The sequence below is a fragment of the Caryophanon tenue genome, assembly GCF_001700315.1.
In the GTDB taxonomy this organism is placed as follows: Bacteria; Bacillota; Bacilli; order Bacillales_A; family Planococcaceae; genus Caryophanon; species Caryophanon tenue.
Genome location: NZ_MASJ01000001.1, coordinates 1 through 18,066 on the forward strand (window position 1 = coordinate 1; position 18,066 = coordinate 18,066).

Annotated in this window: 17 protein-coding genes and 1 riboswitch; of the genes, 11 read left to right on the top strand and 6 right to left on the bottom strand. The window is 42.0% G+C overall.

Annotation, left to right across the window (positions count from 1 at the left end; translation table 11 throughout):
• Window positions 1–484 precede the first annotated feature (484 nt).
• The 8 genes from A6M13_RS00005 (at window position 485) to A6M13_RS00040 (ending at window position 9,647) form a co-directional block, all read left to right on the top strand.
• Window positions 485–1,918 (top strand): hypothetical protein, encoded by a 1,434-nt coding sequence (locus A6M13_RS00005; RefSeq protein WP_083998123.1) that lies wholly within the window; start codon window positions 485–487, stop codon window positions 1,916–1,918.
• A 96-nt stretch (window positions 1,919–2,014) separates the two neighbouring features.
• On the top strand, window positions 2,015–2,770 hold the full coding sequence (locus A6M13_RS00010; protein ID WP_066542061.1) for a MerR family transcriptional regulator: 756 nt from the start codon (window positions 2,015–2,017) through the stop codon (window positions 2,768–2,770).
• A 61-nt stretch (window positions 2,771–2,831) separates the two neighbouring features.
• Window positions 2,832–3,170: a TraR/DksA C4-type zinc finger protein gene (locus tag A6M13_RS00015; RefSeq protein WP_066542062.1), complete on the top strand. Its 339-nt coding sequence runs from the start codon at window positions 2,832–2,834 to the stop codon at window positions 3,168–3,170.
• Window positions 3,171–3,356: 186 nt separating this feature from the next.
• Entirely contained in the window at window positions 3,357–4,727 is a 1,371-nt protein-coding gene (locus A6M13_RS00020; protein WP_066542063.1) for an isochorismate synthase, read from the top strand.
• Window positions 4,720–6,435, top strand: coding sequence for a 2-succinyl-5-enolpyruvyl-6-hydroxy-3-cyclohexene-1-carboxylic-acid synthase (gene menD, locus A6M13_RS00025; RefSeq protein WP_066542064.1), 1,716 nt, complete (start codon window positions 4,720–4,722; stop codon window positions 6,433–6,435). The genes A6M13_RS00020 and menD overlap by 8 nt, the downstream gene beginning before the upstream one ends.
• Window positions 6,423–7,238 (top strand): 2-succinyl-6-hydroxy-2,4-cyclohexadiene-1-carboxylate synthase, encoded by an 816-nt coding sequence (gene menH, locus A6M13_RS00030; protein WP_066542065.1) that lies wholly within the window; start codon window positions 6,423–6,425, stop codon window positions 7,236–7,238. Before menD ends, menH begins: the two co-directional genes overlap by 13 nt.
• A 56-nt stretch (window positions 7,239–7,294) precedes the next feature.
• Window positions 7,295–8,113, top strand: coding sequence for a 1,4-dihydroxy-2-naphthoyl-CoA synthase (gene menB / locus A6M13_RS00035; protein ID WP_066542066.1), 819 nt, complete (start codon window positions 7,295–7,297; stop codon window positions 8,111–8,113).
• Window positions 8,114–8,210: 97 nt separating this feature from the next.
• Window positions 8,211–9,647 (top strand): o-succinylbenzoate--CoA ligase, encoded by a 1,437-nt coding sequence (locus A6M13_RS00040; RefSeq protein WP_066542627.1) that lies wholly within the window; start codon window positions 8,211–8,213, stop codon window positions 9,645–9,647.
• A gap of 61 nt (window positions 9,648–9,708) precedes the next feature.
• Here the strand turns inward: A6M13_RS00040 and A6M13_RS00045 are convergent, their stop codons facing one another.
• The 4 genes from A6M13_RS00045 to A6M13_RS16175 form a co-directional block, all read right to left on the bottom strand.
• The gene (locus A6M13_RS00045) at window positions 9,709–10,923 is read right to left on the bottom strand and encodes an NAD(P)/FAD-dependent oxidoreductase (protein WP_066542067.1); all 1,215 of its coding nucleotides are present in this window, start codon (window positions 10,921–10,923) and stop codon (window positions 9,709–9,711) included.
• A gap of 70 nt (window positions 10,924–10,993) precedes the next feature.
• Window positions 10,994–12,013 (bottom strand): metal ABC transporter solute-binding protein, Zn/Mn family, encoded by a 1,020-nt coding sequence (locus tag A6M13_RS00050; protein ID WP_066542068.1) that lies wholly within the window; start codon window positions 12,011–12,013, stop codon window positions 10,994–10,996.
• Window positions 12,014–12,112: 99 nt separating this feature from the next.
• Window positions 12,113–12,343, bottom strand: a complete 231-nt coding sequence (yidD, locus tag A6M13_RS15925) for a membrane protein insertion efficiency factor YidD (RefSeq protein ID WP_083998126.1) — start codon at window positions 12,341–12,343, stop codon at window positions 12,113–12,115.
• The gene (locus A6M13_RS16175; protein ID WP_169817398.1) at window positions 12,340–12,483 is read right to left on the bottom strand and encodes a hypothetical protein; all 144 of its coding nucleotides are present in this window, start codon (window positions 12,481–12,483) and stop codon (window positions 12,340–12,342) included. The genes yidD and A6M13_RS16175 overlap by 4 nt, the downstream gene beginning before the upstream one ends.
• A gap of 102 nt (window positions 12,484–12,585) precedes the next feature.
• On the opposite strand from A6M13_RS16175, the gene A6M13_RS00055 reads away from it, so the two are divergent.
• Together A6M13_RS00055 and A6M13_RS00060 are read left to right on the top strand one after the other, a co-directional pair.
• On the top strand, window positions 12,586–13,053 hold the full coding sequence (locus A6M13_RS00055) for an NUDIX domain-containing protein (protein ID WP_066542069.1): 468 nt from the start codon (window positions 12,586–12,588) through the stop codon (window positions 13,051–13,053).
• Window positions 13,037–13,816 carry an alpha/beta hydrolase family protein gene (locus A6M13_RS00060; protein ID WP_141680877.1) on the top strand — a complete coding sequence of 260 codons (780 nt, stop codon included), beginning with the start codon at window positions 13,037–13,039 and terminating at the stop codon, window positions 13,814–13,816. The genes A6M13_RS00055 and A6M13_RS00060 overlap by 17 nt, the downstream gene beginning before the upstream one ends.
• Window positions 13,817–13,861: 45 nt before the next feature.
• On the opposite strand, the gene A6M13_RS00065 is transcribed toward A6M13_RS00060, so the two are convergent.
• On the bottom strand, window positions 13,862–14,224 hold the full coding sequence (locus tag A6M13_RS00065; RefSeq protein ID WP_066542070.1) for a DUF1516 family protein: 363 nt from the start codon (window positions 14,222–14,224) through the stop codon (window positions 13,862–13,864).
• Window positions 14,225–14,560: 336 nt separating this feature from the next.
• A complete protein-coding gene (pckA, locus tag A6M13_RS00070) occupies window positions 14,561–16,150 on the bottom strand; it encodes a phosphoenolpyruvate carboxykinase (ATP) (protein ID WP_066542071.1) in 1,590 nt (529 codons plus the stop codon).
• A gap of 213 nt (window positions 16,151–16,363) precedes the next feature.
• Window positions 16,364–16,481: riboswitch (SAM riboswitch) on the top strand.
• Window positions 16,482–16,832: 351 nt separating this feature from the next.
• On the opposite strand from pckA, the gene metK reads away from it, so the two are divergent.
• Complete coding sequence (gene metK / locus A6M13_RS00075) at window positions 16,833–18,029, top strand: methionine adenosyltransferase (protein WP_066542072.1); 1,197 nt, start codon at window positions 16,833–16,835, stop codon at window positions 18,027–18,029.
• Window positions 18,030–18,066 lie beyond the last annotated feature (37 nt).

Here is an 18,066-nt window from a genome sequence, read left to right on the forward strand (position 1 = left end):
GGTAACACGGGTTCGAATCCCGTACGGGTCATACGAAAAAAGCGCGTAGCATTTATTGCTGCGTGCTTTTTTATTATTTAGGGAAATTAGATTGAATGGAATTGGGCGGCAATGAAGTTCGACTATCAGGAAAAACCGTTCGAGTTTGCGAACATATAAAATAACGGAAAAGATGTATTAGACAAACCATTATGCCCGTAAAGACTGAGAAATCGGCAAGCTATACATGAAATGCCTACGCCTGTTACAACCTTTTATCAATAGGCACATTACGGCTAGTTAACTAAGAACAATGCTATTCAAATAAAGCACGATGAAAACGACGTTATTTTAGAAATTCATTATAAAATCAACCTGAGTAGCTGTATTTTTGGCAATGGGACTAGAGGAAAAGGACCAGTAAAATGGTCGAACGGCTCATTATTAGTGAGAGTGGTTTACAAAGTGCAGGAAATGGCAATTTTAAATTAAGAGGTGACGCTTTATGAAGTTAGAGTCAATTAATATAGAAGAAACCGAACTCATCTTTTATTATCCAGTGACGTACCGAATGTCAAAGCGACAGGAGCTACTCGATATGTTGAGCGTATATGAATATGAGTTCTTTTCGTTAGAGGATGAAGAGAAGCGTCAAGCATATTACGGCGGGCATACGATATCGCATCAAGCATTACAACAATTTTTTTACCCGTTTTTAGAAGATAAGCTGTTTCCAGAAAAGCCGGAGCATCGTAGCTTTAGTCGTTTTTCAAAAGCTTTTTATGAAAATGGGGTAATGGACGTTCGAGGGAAGTCTGTGCCTTTTACGTTAAGCAGTGTGGATTTAACGCTAGCGCCATTTGGTTTAGCGTTTATAGCGGTGCGTATTGTGTTACATGAGCGAACGCGCCTTAGTGATGTGCTTGATTTTTGTCATTTTTTCCGTGTGCTTGTGCCACATTTAGACGAGGAAAAAGGCGCGCTATATACGTATAATGGCAATTCTTATTCTCGTGTGGACCATTTATTAAAAACCGAGTGTTATCCATTTTTAGAACAGTTTTTTGTTGATTATGAAAAGCTCGGTAAACATTATTCGCATATGCCATTTTTTGAAGATGAGCGCATGTTTGTGAGCGGCTTTTTGCGTACTGAACAAGGACAGCAGATTGATGAAACAATGCTGTTTCGCTTAGGGCAGCTAAATGGTACCGATGAACAAAATGAACCATTTATATCGACGAGTAATCCCGAATATGTCAAACGTTATTTAGAGAAGCATTTGTTAGATAGATGGGCGCCGCATACGTACCAGATCACATCGAATGCCGCACATATGCAAATTACAAATCAATCAAAGGAAGACGCGGAAGTGCGTGTCTGTGAATTTTATAGCGTCGGTTATTATAATGTGCTGATTCATTTCTTTTATAAAATTATGCTACTTAAATTATCATTCGAGCATAGTGAAATTCGGTGGGGCAAAGATAAATATGTCGTCGATGAATTGATTGAAACGATTACGAAATTTGCGTCCCGTTATTATTTTGATGAAGTTGTTGTAAGAACAGAGGGACGTGAAACATCGAATTTACTGCGTCAGCACTTTCGCATTCATGAGCAGTATGAGGAGATTCGCGAAACACTGGATGAGCTGTATCGTTTACAAGAGGATCAAGAAGATGAACGCCAAAGTCGCTTCCTTTTTATTTTAACGGTGTATACCGTTGTATCAGGTATATACGGTATGAATTTAATTATTGAAGATTGGCAAGGTTCGATTGCGTGGGATAAAATGGCTGGTTATACAGTCTTTGAATGGATTGCATGGTTGCTCGGAATTACAGGTATTTTATTATCAGCAACAATTGTTGGTCGTTCGCTTTACCGAGGTGTGACGAATTTTATGGAGAAAAAGCGCCGTGAAAAGTGGGAATAACAGCGGGAGGTATTCGTTTGTAAACGAATGCCTCTTTTTTATGCTTGACGTTGCCGTTACGTCAACGTTTATGATAGCTATAAGGAGGCAGTAGTCATGTATACAATTAAACAATTAGCCGATTTATCGGGTGTAACGACACGCACATTACGGCATTATGACGCGATTGGTTTATTCCAACCGACGAGCTACAGTGACGCAGGCTATCGGCTTTATGCACCTGAGCAAACATTAGTGCTACAGCAAATTTTATTGTACCGCGATATGGGCTTGTCGCTTCCGCAAATCCAAGCGTTCATTACCGATGAGCAGTTTTCGTTAGAGCAAGCGTTACAAAATCATTATGTAGCATTACAACAGCAAGCTAAACAACTGGAGCAAAAGATGCATACTGTTGAAAAAACATTACAGTATATAAAGGGAGAGGTTACGATGACACAGCATGAACAATTTGAAGGTTTTAAAAAGCAGCAAATCGAGCAAAATGAACAAGCATACGGACAGGAGATTCGCCAAAAATACGGTGAGGAATCAGTGATGGCCGCGTATGGCAAGATGAAGGATATGACCGAGGTACAATACGAGGCAGCACAACGGTTAGAAAGCCAAGTATTTAGCTTACTACGAGATATGCTTGTGGCGCAGGATGACGAAACGATGCTTGAAATTGCAGAACTGCATAAGCGTTGGTTAAGCATGTATTGGCCGAAATATACAACAGTCGCACATGCAGGACTTGCATCGATGTACATTGCGGATGAGCGCTTTACTGCGTATTATGATGAGCGTGCAGGAGTAGGGGCAACACAGTTACTTTACGAGGCGATTATGCGTTATACGTCACGTGCCTAAATGTTTGAACATGCCTCATTGTTGGGAATGAAAAATACAACGATGAAGGAGGCAGATGACAATGACTGATGAACAATTAAAAACATTACAAGCGCAATTACTTGCTGAGAAAGAGGCGCTAGAAGCAGGGATTACGATGCATGAGGACGACGGCGAAAATGTTGAGCTAGAGGCGGTTGATAATCATCCTGCTGACCAAGCAACGGATTTAGCCGATGAATATGTCGACCAAGCGCTTGAAGAGTTTCGGGAAGAGGATTTAGAAAAGGTCGAGATTGCATTACAGGCGATAAAAGACGGGACATATGGTACGTGCACAGTTTGTGGTGAGCCGATTCCATATGAGCGTTTAGAAGCTGTGCCAACCGCTTTAACGTGCGTTGAGCATGCATCTGCATAAAATAAAGAAGACGTGAGCAATGCTTTTTCGTATTGCTGACGTTTTTTATTTTGTTTGTATTTTTCTTGTGACATTCTAAACATCAAAACAAGGCGAACTGCGTAATATGTGTTAAAATAGAATGCGAACGATTGGACGAACGTGATGCTCATAACACAGCATCATTTTTATTGGAGGTTATTTTTTATGCAAGCTAAGTGGTTACAAGCCACTACAGAAGGATTAACAAAACCTACTTTATATATGGAAACAATTGAGGTAGCGAATCTTTCTGCATTATCGTTTTTTGCGGCAGGACAAGCATCTTATCAGCAAAAACGATTTTATTGGCAAAATCGAGAAAAAACTTTAACGCTTGTTGGTCTTGGTCATGCATATACAATTACACATCAAGGTGAGCATGAACGTTTTACAACAGTAGAACAGCAATGGCAACAATTAACGCAATCTATGCATAAAGAAGGCGTGGCACATGTACAACCGATGCTATTTGGTGGTTTTACATTTGACCCGGCAAATATAATTGCGAGTGAATGGGCAACGTTTCCGGATGCCTTTTTTGCGCTTGCAACATTTCAGTTTGTTGAGCGTGACGGACGTAGCTACGTAACGATTCAAACGGTAACGAACGCTCAAGTAGACGACAAAACGATACAAGCATTGCGCGATGAACGCGATGCGCTGATTCAACAAGCACAGCAGCAAGTAAGCTATAAAAAACCGGTAGCAACAAGCTATTTTGAGCCACATAAAATTGAATATTTAGCATCGATTGACCGTGTAACGGACTTAATTCAGCAGCAACAGGCAGAAAAGGTCGTAATTGCGCGTCCACTGGCTTTAACGTTTGATGAAGCGGTATTACCGGAGCAAACGATGGCACAAGTTTTATCAGAACAGCCAAATAGCTATTTATTTGGCTTAGAGCATGAAGAGTTATTTTTCTTCGGAGCGTCACCAGAACGTCTTGTAAAGGTCGATAATAAACAGGCGTATTCATCATGTGTAGCGGGTTCGATTAAGCGCGGCACAACGGATGAGGAAGATGCACAGTTAGGGCAGACATTGCTACAAGATGCGAAAAATTTAGGTGAACATCAGTATGTCGTTGATATGATTGCGGATACCTTTAAAAGACATTGTACTGAAGTAGATTTACCGACAGGCCCACAGCTATTAAAAATTCGTGATATTCAGCATTTATTTACACCAGTAGAAGGTCGTTTACGTAACGAAGCGACGATTTTAAGTTTAGTACAGCATTTACATCCAACACCTGCATTAGGCGGCGTACCGCGAGAGGCAGCCATGTCGATTATTCGCGAGTACGAGCCAATGAACCGTGGTTTATACGCAGCGCCAATTGGTTGGTTAGATGCGGAAGGTAACGGTGAGTTTGCAGTGGCGATTCGTTCTGCAGCTATTACGAATAAAGATGCATATTTATATGCAGGTGGTGGCATTGTAGCAGATTCAGAGGCGCAGTCAGAATATGAGGAAACATTGGTGAAATTTAGACCAATGTTACGTGCATTAGGAGGCAAAATTGATGAGTAATCGTCAAGTGTTAACACAATACGTGTATCAAATTGCAGCAACGCTTTATGCAGGTGGCGTACGTGATGTTGTTGTGAGCCCAGGCTCGCGTTCGACACCGCTTGCATATGCGTTTGCATCCGCAAATGACTTAATATTACATCGTCAAGTGGACGAGCGTGCAGCCGCATTTTATGCATTAGGTTTAGCGAAAGCATCAGGAAAACCGGTTGTGCTTCTTTGTACATCAGGTACAGCAGCCGCAAACTATTTTCCAGCGATTATTGAAGCGAAATATGCGTGTGTGCCACTCATTGTGTTAACGGCAGACCGCCCGCATGAATTACGTGAAGTTGGTGCGCCGCAAGCGATTGACCAAGTGCAATTATACGGTCAGCATGTGAAGTGGTCGGTTGATTTTCCGATTCCAGATGAAGCGCCGCAAACATTGCCATTCATTACACAGCATACAGCACGCGCAGTATTAACAGCGATGTCCGCACCGTATGGACCAGTGCATATGAATGTGCCGTTCCGCGAGCCGTTAACGATTGATCTTCAAGAAGTACTACCAGCAGTTAATGTGCAAACATTTGCTGCAACATTAACACCACCAGTTGAAGCGCAACAAGCACTTTGTGATATTGTTGCGAAAACCGCGCGTGGCTTTATTGTTGTTGGGGAGCAAGCGTTGCAAACAAATAATGCGCATATATGGGCGTTTATTCGTCAAATGAAATGGCCGGTTTTAGTCGAAAGCTTATCGAATATGCGTGGCAATATTCCACTTGATTGCCGTGACTATGTGATTGCGACGTATGATGCGATTTTAAAAAGTCCAGAATTTAAAGCAGTTGTGCGACCAGAGACGGTGATTCGTTTCGGTGCACAACCTGTATCAAAATTTGTGCAATTGTTTATTGAGGAAGCACAGCCAGAGCATTATATTGTTATCGATGAAAATGTGAAGTTCCGTGATTCAATTGCGATGGCAACATGTGTCATACAGGCACAAATTGGTGAATGGTTAACGAAGCTACCGATTACGACAGCCATTGAGTCGGCATATGTCGAAGAGTGGCGTGATGTGAATGAGCTCGCAATGGAATATATCGAGCATTATATTGATGGTGCGGTTGATGAAGGGGCAGCAATGAGCCATTTACTAGCAGGTGTACCGGAAGAAACGGACCTTTTCGTGAGCAGTAGTATGCCGATTCGCGATATTGATACGTTTTTCTTGCCGACAACACGTGATGTACGTGTATTCGCAAATCGCGGTGCAAACGGCATTGATGGTGTTGTGTCAACAGCGATTGGCTTTAGTCAGAAAAACGAACGAAACACCGTGCTAGTGATTGGAGATTTAGCCTTTTTACACGATATAAGCGGCTTACTGGCAACGCGTTATCAGGCGTGTAATTTAGATATTGTTGTGATGAATAATGATGGTGGAGGTATCTTCTCGTATTTACCACAAGCGAAAGTACCACAGCATTATGAGGAACTGTTTGGTACACCAACTGCTTTAACATTTGAACATATCGCAGCGATGTATAGTTTTGAGCATATCGCTGTGCATAATGTGCAGGAGCTATATGGCATTATGCAAACGCCACGTACAAAAATTCGTTTAATTGAAGTGTTTACAAACCGCGATGATAATACATTTGCTCACCGCGCATTGTGGCAACAAATTATGATGGGGATTAAAACATGGCAAAGCTAACGATTGGCAGTGTTGATTACGCATATACAGTTTGGCATGAACAGTGTGAACAGACAATTGTTTGTTTGCACGGTTTTACCGGCACGAAGGACACATGGGCGCAGTTTGCAGAAGCGTTGCCGACTACGCGCATTATTGCCGTCGATTTAATTGGGCATGGTCATACATCTGCACCGATGGATACGGTATTATATACGGCTGAGGCACAAGTTGATAGTTTACGTCAGTTTTTCGATACACTTCAGCTACGTTCGGTTATTTTGCTTGGCTACTCAATGGGCGGGCGTCTCGCGTTAAGTTTTGCGACGCGCTATCCACAGTATGTTGAACAACTTATTCTTGAAAGTGCATCACCTGGGCTTGCCGATGACCAAGCACGCGCTGAGCGAAAAGAAGCGGATGACGCACTTGCACAACGCATTGAGCAGGATGGTGTTGAAGCGTTTGTTAATACATGGGAAAACATTCCACTTTTTGCGACACAAAAACATTTGCCCGCTGCTGTACAACAAGCGGTGCGACAAGAGCGTTTATCGCAGCGCTCGCATGGATTAGCAAATAGTTTACGTGGTTTTGGTACAGGTGTACAGCCTTCTAACTGGCATGTATTGGATACATTAACAATGCCTGTGTTACTGCTAACAGGTGCGCATGATGAAAAATTTTGCGTGCTTGCTGAAAAAATGGAAAAGCATCTAGAAAACGTTACACATCTTGTAATTCCTGACGTTGGACATGCAATTCATGTGGAAAATCTCACACAATTTGCTACAATGGTAAAGGAAGCAATTTCGCTTACGTGAAAATTTAAACCACTTTGTTTTTATGGACACAAATTCAATTTTAGGAGGAACTATTCATGACTCGTGAATGGACTACGCTTCATACATATGAAGATATTAAGTATGAGCTATACAACGGCATCGCAAAAATTACGATTAACCGTCCAGAAGTACGCAATGCATTCCGCCCGAAAACAACGGCTGAAATGATTGACGCATTCTCTCGTGCACGTGACGATGAGCGCGTTGGTGTAATTATTTTAACAGGTGAAGGTGAGCATGCATTCTGTTCAGGCGGCGACCAAAAAGTACGCGGCCATGGCGGTTATGTAGGCGACGACCAAATCCCTCGTTTAAACGTATTAGATTTACAAACATTAATTCGTAAAATTCCAAAGCCAGTTGTGGCGATGGTAGCTGGTTATGCAATCGGTGGTGGTCACGTATTACACGTAGTATGTGATTTAACAATCGCTGCAGACAATGCAAAATTCGGTCAAACAGGACCAAAAGTTGGTTCATTCGATGCTGGTTACGGTTCAGGCTACTTAGCACGTATCGTAGGTCACAAAAAAGCGCGTGAAATCTGGTATTTATGCCGTCAATACGGTGCACAAGAAGCGCTTGATATGGGCTTAGTAAACACAGTTGTTCCTTACGCACAGCTTGAAGATGAAACAGTACAATGGTGTGAAGAGATGTTACAAATGTCTCCAACAGCTTTACGTTTCTTAAAAGCTGCAATGAACGCAGATACAGACGGTTTAGCAGGTATCCAGCAATTAGCTGGTGACGCGACACTTCTTTACTACACAACAGATGAAGCAAAAGAAGGCCGTGACGCATTCAAAGAAAAACGTCAACCTGACTTCGGTCAATTCCCACGTTTCCCTTGATTTAGCGGCATGATAGAATAAAGGTAGGGAGCTTGTTACGCCAGTAGCAAGGTCCCTTTCTTTCATTTTGAAAAAGGAGAGATGAGTAGTGGAAACAATGCCGAACTGGTTACTACAGCGTGCCTATTTAACACCACATCGTGAAGCATTGCGTTTTGAAGGGCAGTCATGGACATTTAAAGAAATACATGAAGAAGCGTTACAGCTCGCAAGTCGATTACACGGCTTAGGTGTCAAACCGTATGACCGTGTTGCCATTTTAGGTTATTCAACGAAAGAGCTCGTCGTGCTGTTATATGCGTGTATGCATGTACAAGTGGAGTTAGTCCTACTAAACCATCGTTTAGCACCGGATGAATTAGCGTATCAATTAACGGATAGCGCGGCACAGTTCGTATTTGCAGACAAACGACTGGTGACAGCGATTGCGCATGAGCAAGTGCATACATTCGATGCTATTCACGAAGCACCACTGACATCCTTTACACCTGCACCGCTTTGGCAAAAAGATGCAACGATGACGATTATGTATACGTCTGGTACGACAGGCTATCCAAAGGGCGTTCGACAAACAGTGCGTAATCATGAAGCGTCAGCACTTGCCTCAGCACTAAATTTAGGTGTGCGCGCCGATGATTGTTGGCTATGTGCCTCACCAATTTTTCATATTAGTGGGTTTTCAACGTTAACGAAGTCACTTGTATACGGGATGACTGTCGATTTATATGAAAAATTTGATGCGGTGACGGCGGCAAATCAAATTGCGAATGGACAGGTCACACATATTTCGGTCGTTGCCGTTATGCTTGGACGTCTACTCGATGTGCTAGAGGCGCAAGGACAGCAAGCGCATGCTCGTTTTATTGTTGCGTTAGCAGGAGGCGGTCCGTTGCCCGAGCGTTATTTACAGCGTGCGGCGCGTTTACAGCTCGCCGTGTCTCAAACATATGGCATGACGGAAACGGCTTCGCAAACAGCAACATTAGGCGCAGAAGATGCCACTCGTAAACTAGGGTCTGCAGGGAAGCCATTATTTTTTAATGCGATTCGTATTGCTGGAGCGACGAAGCCATTTGAAAAGGGAGAAATTTGTATTCAAGGACCACATGTCACACCGGGCTATATTGGACGTTTCGCAGCGCGTCCGGCAACTGAGGATGGCTGGCTCGCATCAGGCGATATCGGGTATTTAGATGATGAAGGCTATTTATACGTTGTAGACCGCCGCGCAGACTTAATCATCTCGGGTGGAGAGAATATTTATCCGGCGGAAATCGAAAACGTCTTACACGGGCATCCAGCGGTGTTAGAAGCGGGTGTATGTGGTGTGGAAGATGATGTATGGGGGCAAGTACCAATGGCATGTGTTGTGTTAAAGCAAGCAGTGCCAATGGAAGAGCTACGTGCATACTGCTTACAAAAGCTAGCGAAATATAAAGTGCCAAAATATTTTTATGTGATCGATACATTACCACGCAACGGTGCGAATAAAGTGATGCGTCGTAAGTTAATAGATTACCGACCTCAAGGCTAACAGAAAAAAGCGATGAACTACGACGTATTTTGATAGTTGTAGCGCATCGTCTTTTTTATTTTTATATAGTTTGAATACCGGTGACACGTTTTGTCGACACAATCGCTGAAATTGCGGTGTAGTGTTGTTGCAGTTGTTGCGTAATTTCATCAGCTGCAATCATGCTATAAACCGTTCCATTCCCACCATAGCCAGCAATGTAGAATTCATTCGCATAATCAGGATGTGGCCCAATATACGGTAGTGCGTCACGGGATTCACCGAACGAGGCACAGTACACAAACTCGGCCTGTAGTTGCAGGTGAGGGAACAGCTTTTTGACTTCCTGTAATAATTTTTTAGCCTGCTTCTTCCGTTTTCGTGGTGACGTTGTCGGTTTTGAAAATGCTTCATCTAAGCCACCGATGACAAGTCGATTATCGACGGTTGTACGTAAATACAAATATGGTCGTGCAGTTTCCCAAATAAGTGCGCGTTCATGCCAAAAAGGAGCGGTTGTTGCTTGCGTAACAAGGGCGTACGAGCGACGAATATTGGCGCCAATTAAATGGTCAACCGGCAGAGGACTGTAACCAACTGCATATACAACATGTTTTGCACGGATTGTACCAGTCGTTGTTTCAAGGGTGATGGTGTCACCGTGTTGGATGTTGTGAACGTGTGTATTTGAAAAAACATGCAAGCCATCGTCAATCAGCTTTTGTAAAATGGCATGGACGAATTTCACTGGATTCACTTCCGCATCACCGTACGTCACGAGTGCAGCATGTTTTTTGAAGCCCATGTGCTGTTGGACTTGTTTTTTTGTCCAAAAGTCACAACGGAAGCCATGTTGTTGCAGCATGTCATATTCACGCTCTAATTTTTTCGCGTCTTCTTTTGTGCTGGCGTAGCACACACTTGGACGCTCAATAAAGTCAACATCACGATGGAGTTGCCCAGCAAGCTTTTGTAAGTCACTCATCGCTTGTACGCATCGTTTGTAAAATGTTACGGCATCGACAACGCCAATTTTTTCTGCTAGCTCATGCAGCATAATATCATTGGCATATTGCAGTAAACCGGTATTGGCAGCAGTACTATTGCTTGCCGGTTCATGGCTATCAATCAGCGCAACCGTATAGCCTGCCTGTTGCAATTGATGCGCACATAAAGCACCACTCATACCAGCGCCAACAATGGCAACGTCATAAACGTGTCGCATACAGAGTGGTTTTTCGTATAGGATAGGTGCTACAGTTTTTGGCCAAAATAATGAACCTTCGTGTAAAAGCATACAAAAACCCCTTTCAGAAATACGTGATTGTAATCAAATATTCCCAAAAGAGGTTTTTTATTAAACATGCTTATTGTAATGCTGTTTTTAATGTTTCGATATTTTCTTCCATTAGTGAAAGATAATCTTTACCTGCATCAATATCTTCTTGTGTTAATACACTTAAGTTATGCAGTGTTAACGACTGTGCGCCAACTTCATTTTGAATCACTTCGGCAAGCTTCGATGACACATTTTGTTCGAATAAAATATATTGCACGTTTTGCGCCTTTGCTTGGTCAACGATTTTTGTTAACTCTTTTTGTGATGGCTCGGCTTGAGAGTTTAACCCTGCAACGGCAACTTGCTCTAAGCCGTATTCACCAGCGATATAGCCAAATGCTGCATGCGATACGAAAAATGTTTTAGAAGAAGCGGCAGCAGCCATCTCTTTATAGTGTGTGTTGATTTGTTCTAAATCGGCAATCAATGCGTCGTAGTTTGCTGTAAATGTTTCTTGCTGTTCTGGCATTTGGGCAATTAATTGGTCTTTAACAGAGGCCGCTAATGTTTGCGCAATCGTTGGTGATAGCCAAACGTGTGGGTCATGCTCACCGTGGTCGTGGTCGTCATGCACCTCTTCTTCGTCATGTGCATGTCCTTCATGATCATGGTCGTCATGTGCCTCTTCTTCACCGTGCGAGTGGCCTTCACTAATGTGTAATTGCTCTTCCGTTACATTGTCACCGGCTGCAATCATTTTCACATCTTCATTCGCAAGTGTTTGCTGTGCTTTCTCAACAAAGCCTTCTAAGCCTAAGCCGATATAGAAGAATGTATCCGCATCTGCAAGCTTCATCATATCTTGTTGTGTCGGTTCAAATGTATGTTCATTTGAGCCTGGAGGATAAATCGACTGGACATTGACATAGTCGCCACCGATGCGCTCTGCAAAATAGCTTAGTGGATAAACGGTTGTATACACATTTAATGTTTCTTGTTGTACCTCGTTTTGTTCAGTTGTTGTCGTTTCTGTTGTTGCGGCATCATCACCACAAGCGGCAAGTAGCATTGCGGCAAGTGCTGCTGAAGCAAAAAATCGTTTTTTCATATATTGGACACTCCTCAAAAATTCAAATAGTAATCATTACGTTTTATTTAACGTTGATAACTATACCGCAACATAAAACAAAAAGCAAGCCCTCGAAAATTATTTTTTCGAGGGCCATTTTTCAGGGACGGGGTCAAAGCCGCCTTTATGGAGTGGGTGACATTTTGAAACGCGAAACACAGTCAGTAAAAAGCCTTTTATAACACCGTGCTTTTGAAATGCTTCAATCCCGTAATGTGAACATGTAGGATGAAAGCGACAAGATGGCGGTAGCATGGGTGAAATGAATTTTTGGTATAGTCGAATACCACCGATCATGAGTTTATTCATGATTTGCGACCATGCTGTTGTTGCTGTTGTTGTTCAATTTGTTTTGCTGCATCTTTTTTAAAGGCTATAAATACTGTAACTGCACCAGCAAGGAATAAAAAAAGCATAATAAAGAAAATTACAGGCAAAGAAAGTGCCATAATGATTCACCTCATTTAACAAAGTATCTTTATTATACCGCAAAAATTCAAAAAAGCGTGTTTTGACAAATCGTGCTACACTAAATTGGAGGAGTGATAACGATGTTTACATTTGAAGATTTGCGTGGCTGTAAAGTTGAATTAAGTTTTATGCCACATACTTTTGACGTTGCAAGCAAGCATGTACTCGTGTTAGTACAGCATGAGGGGAAATGGTTAACGACGCAACATAAAGTGCGCGGCACAGAATTTCCAGGAGGCAAAGTGGAGCTAGGAGAAACGTTAGTGGAAGCGGCGATTCGGGAAGTGTACGAAGAAACGGGTGTACATGTAACCGATGTGACATGGTTTGCAGAATATGCCGTACATGCAGAGCCACTATTTAGTAAAACGGTATTTTTAGCGCGATTTGCATCACAAGAGCCATTGCCGAATGATTTTGAAACAGTTGGCATGGCGTGGTTAGAGGAGTCAGCTGTTTTTAAAGCACAACCACTAAGCTTTTATATGCAAGACGATGGGATGCAAATGCTACTGCAAGAGGTGAAGTGTAGTGATTATAAATGGTGACATGATTACGCATCGTCCATATCCTTCACCACATGATAGCGTAAAGCTAACCGAAATTACATATAGCTCACGAGGTGTGTCTGTAAAAGGATTATTAGCAGAGCCAAAAGCGTCAGGTACGTATGAAGGACTTGTTTATTTACGCGGCGGGCTACAGCATGTCGGTATGGTGCGCGCTGCCCGTATTGCGCAATTTGCACAGCAAGGTTTTATCGTGTTTGCTCCGTATTATCGCGGTAATCGCGGGGGACACGGGCGCGACGAGTTTGCTGGAGATGACCGCTATGATGCGCTATATGCAGTCGATGTGTTAAAGCAATTTTGCTCATCGTCACGCATTCACGTATACGGCTTTTCACGCGGAGGCATTATGGCACTGTGGCTTGCTGCTATGAGCGATGACATTACGTCCGTTGTGACATGGGCAGGCGTTAGTGATGTGACTTATTTATATGAGGAGCGTGTCGATATGCGTCGGACATTAAAGCGCATTATTGGCGGTACGCCGATGAAGTATCCAGCGCGTTACGCTGCGCGTACACCGTTGTTTGCCTTAAATTATGTACAAGCGCCGCTATTAATTATTCACGGGACACATGATGAGCATGTCGATATTGAACATGCATACTTTTTAGCAGGCTGCGCTCGCGTGCTCGATAAACAGGTCGAAACATGGATAACAGAAGGGCAGAAGCATCATTATGGCCCAGCACTTAACCGACAGACGGTGCGTGATTTATGTAAATGGATGAAGGCACAATAAAAGGAATGTCCGATATGTAAAGCTCGGACATTCCTTTTTCGTTGTTTAAAACGCGTACCCCATTGGCAATGTAAAGCCGAGCCAAGCAATCACTAAAAATAACGCTGTCATTATCATTAAAAGTGTCCGCGTCGATTGCTGTGTCCGCTTTTTATGTAAGCAAAGCTCCATCGCTATAATTAATAAGGCGCCGACAAAAAATTTTGTGGCATATTGTAAAAAGTAGCCGTAATTCATCGCTTCTAGCACAAGAAGTGTTCCAGAAATAATGATAAGTGCATAGAAAGAGTGTAATGTTAGTTGAAGCGGGCGAGGGTGCTCGTTTTTAAAAAGCAGTACAAAAAATAATAAACATGCAGTAACCCATGTGAAAATATGAAAAGTTGTTGAAACTGTAAAAAATGCCATCGCTCATTCTTCTTTCTCTTTTTTTCGTTATCGTACTATAGAGGGAAATAAGTGAAAAGGCGTGCTTGTAACAGTACATAAACTGTTCAACATTGTCTGTGAACTTTTGTTCATCGTTCAATAAATGGACAAAAAATACGTAAGTAGGATATAAAAAAGCGTCCGAGATAGCATCTTGTTTCTGATAAACATTTGCTCGTGCGTCCCGACACAGGCGGTAACATTAACGGGAATAGCAATGTGTTTTACGATGAGGTATCGCATGAGCAACATAAAAATAGCCTTCAGCAGAGTTGCTGAAGGCTATTTTCTGTCTCAATCGCTTGAATCGAATAATTATTTTACTAAAGGAGCACCTTTAGATGTGATTTCTTCAGAAACGTTTGTGAACTTTTGGAAGTTTGCATTGAATAAATCTGCTAATTGTTTTGCTTGTGCATCATAAGCAGCTTTATCAGCCCATGCATCGCGTGGGTTTAATACTTCTGTTGGTACACCTTCAACGTGTTGAGGAATGTGTAAGCCGAATACTTCATCTTGAACTGTTGCTACGTCGTTTAATTTACCGTCGATAGCTGCACGAACCATTGTACGTGTGTAAGAAAGTTTCATACGAGAACCTACACCGTAACCACCGCCAGTCCAACCAGTGTTTACTAAGAACACTTGTGCACCGTACTCATCAATTTTCTTACCTAACATATCAGCGTAAACTGTTGCTGGTAATGGTAGGAATGGAGAACCGAAGCATGTAGAGAATACTGGTTCTGGCTCAGTAACACCGCGCTCAGTACCTGCTAACTTCGATGTGAAGCCGCTTAAGAAGTGGTACATTGCTTGTTCTTTTGTTAATTTAGAGATTGGAGGTAATACACCAAATGCATCTGCTGTTAAGAAGATAATTGTATTTGGGTGACCTGCAACTGATGGTAATACAATATTGTCAATGTAGTCGATTGGATACGCTACACGTGTATTTTCTGTTAAAGAACCGTCATCATAGTTACATACGCGTGTTTCTTCGTCTACCACTACGTTTTCTAATACCGCACCAAATTTGATTGCGTTATAAATTTCTGGTTCGTTTTCTGCTGATAAGTTAATTGTTTTTGCGTAGCAGCCGCCTTCAACGTTAAATACGCCATTATCTGACCAACCGTGCTCATCATCACCGATTAATTTACGGTCTGCATCTGCTGATAACGTCGTTTTACCAGTGCCTGATAAACCGAAGAATAATGCTACATCGCCTTCTTCACCAACGTTTGCAGAACAGTGCATTGGGAAAATATCTTTTTGTGGTAAAATGTGATTCATAATACCGAAGATTGATTTTTTCATTTCGCCGCCGTACTCAGTACCACCGATTAAGATGATTTTCTTTTCCATTGATGTAATGATAAATGCTTCTGAGTTTGTGCCATCAACAGCAGGGTCTGCTTTAAATGATGGTGCAGATACGATTGTGAAATCTGCAAGATGTGTTGGTAATTCTTCCGCTGTTGGGCGAATGAATAATTGGTGGGCAAATAGGTTGTGCCAAGCAAATTCGTTTACAACTTGGATTGCTATGCGAGATTCTTTGTCTGCGCCAGCGTAACCGTTGAATACGAACACTTCTTCTTGCTCTTTTAAGAAGTTTACTACTTTCACATATAAGTTATCGAATACTTCCGCAGAAATTGGTTGGTTCACTTTGCCCCAATCAATTTGGTCTTTAGTGCTTGCTTCTTCGACGATAAATTTATCTTTTGGTGAACGACCAGTGTATTTACCAGTTTCTGCGCGTAATGCACCTTCTACTGTTAATACTGCTTCACCGCGCGCTGTTGCACGTTCAACTAATTGAGGTACTGATAGCTGTGTGCGGATATTTTGACCGTTTAAAAGTTCATTCAGTTCGTTTTTAATTTCTACTGAGTTCATTCGATTCTACCATCCTTTTATGTGCTCCCAACGAATTCCGTGGGTGTTTGAATTAACTAAATTTAAAAATAGTATAACACATTAACTGAAATAGTCTATACTAATGTGGGATTTATTTTTGCCCTTTTTTGAGAATGTGAGAGAATTGACAAATATGTATGAAGTAGTTGACAGTGCCACTATTTTTTCGTATCATGGGGAATTGAACGGATACTCTTATCCCGAGCTGGTGGAGGGTCAGGCCCTATGAAACCCGGCAACCTGCAATATACGTTGACGTATAGCGTGTTGGTGCCAACCTGATGCAAGGATCTTCCTTGAACGATAAGAGTGAAAGGTAAACGAGAATTGAAACCCTTTCCTCATGTAATGTGGGCGAAGGGATTTTTTATTTTTAAGGTGTTAGGCATCATCATAACATCTTTATAAAGAGGGAGAAAGCATTTTTTCGTTACTAAGAAACTATTTTTCAAAAGTGATGACAACTAGCGCATATACGTGAAATGTTTACGTGATGGCTTTTTAATGTTTCTTCCTTATTATATATCTTTCGAATCCTCGTGTGAAAAGCGGCAGTGGCTTGGCGTCCAATCAACTAATTGAGGGGACTAAACATGGGTAACGAGTACCGTATCAAATTCGGGCGGCATTTCCGCCAAGATATATTAGGAGGAATTTTTCCATGACGCAACGTCGATTATTTACTTCAGAGAGTGTAACAGAAGGGCATCCAGATAAAATTTGTGACCAAATTTCAGATGCGATTTTAGATGCCATTTTAGCAGCAGACCCAAATGCACGCGTAGCATGTGAAACAACAGTAACAACTGGTTTAGTATTAGTATCAGGTGAAATCACAACATCTACATATGTAGATATGAAAGGGATTATCCGTGATACAGTTGCTGAAATTGGTTATACACGTGGGAAATACGGCTTTGATGCAGAAAACTTAGCAGTACTTGTAGCAGTAGGTGAGCAATCTCCTGACATCGCACAAGGTGTAGACCAAGCATTAGAAGCTCGTGAAGGTTCAATGACAGATGAAGAATTAGAAGCAATTGGTGCAGGCGACCAAGGTTTAATGTTTGGTTATGCATGTAACGAAACACCAGAACTTATGCCGATGCCAATTTCATTAGCACATAAATTAGCACGTCGTTTAACAGAAGTGCGTAAAAACGGTACATTAAACTATTTACGTCCAGATGGTAAAACACAAGTAACAATTGAGTACGATGAAAACAACACACCAGTACGTGTGGATACAATCGTTATTTCAACACAACATGATGAAGAAGCAACATTAGAGCAAATTCAAGCAGATATGAAAAAGCATGTCATTGCAGAAGTTGTACCGGCTGAATTATTAGATGACAATACTAAATACTTCATTAACCCAACAGGTCGTTTCGTAATTGGTGGACCTAAAGGTGATGCAGGTTTAACGGGTCGTAAAATCATCGTTGATACGTACGGTGGTTATGCACGTCACGGTGGCGGTGCATTCTCTGGTAAGGACGCAACAAAAGTTGACCGTTCAGCTGCATATGCAGCACGTTACGTAGCGAAAAATATCGTAGCGGCTGGTTTAGCAGACCGTGCAGAAGTACAACTTGCATATGCAATCGGTGTTGCACAACCAGTATCAATCGCTGTTGATACATTCGGTACAGGTAAAGTGGATTCAGAGCAAATCGTAGCATGGATCCGTGAAGAGTTTGACTTACGTCCAGCAGGTATCATCAAAATGTTAGATTTACGTCGTCCAATTTACAAACAAACAGCAGCTTACGGTCACTTCGGTCGTACAGACTTAAATGTACCTTGGGAAGCAACAGATAAAGCAGCAACATTACAAGCAAAAGCTGGTTTATAATTTATAGAAAAGAGGCACTAACGAATGTGTATTCGTT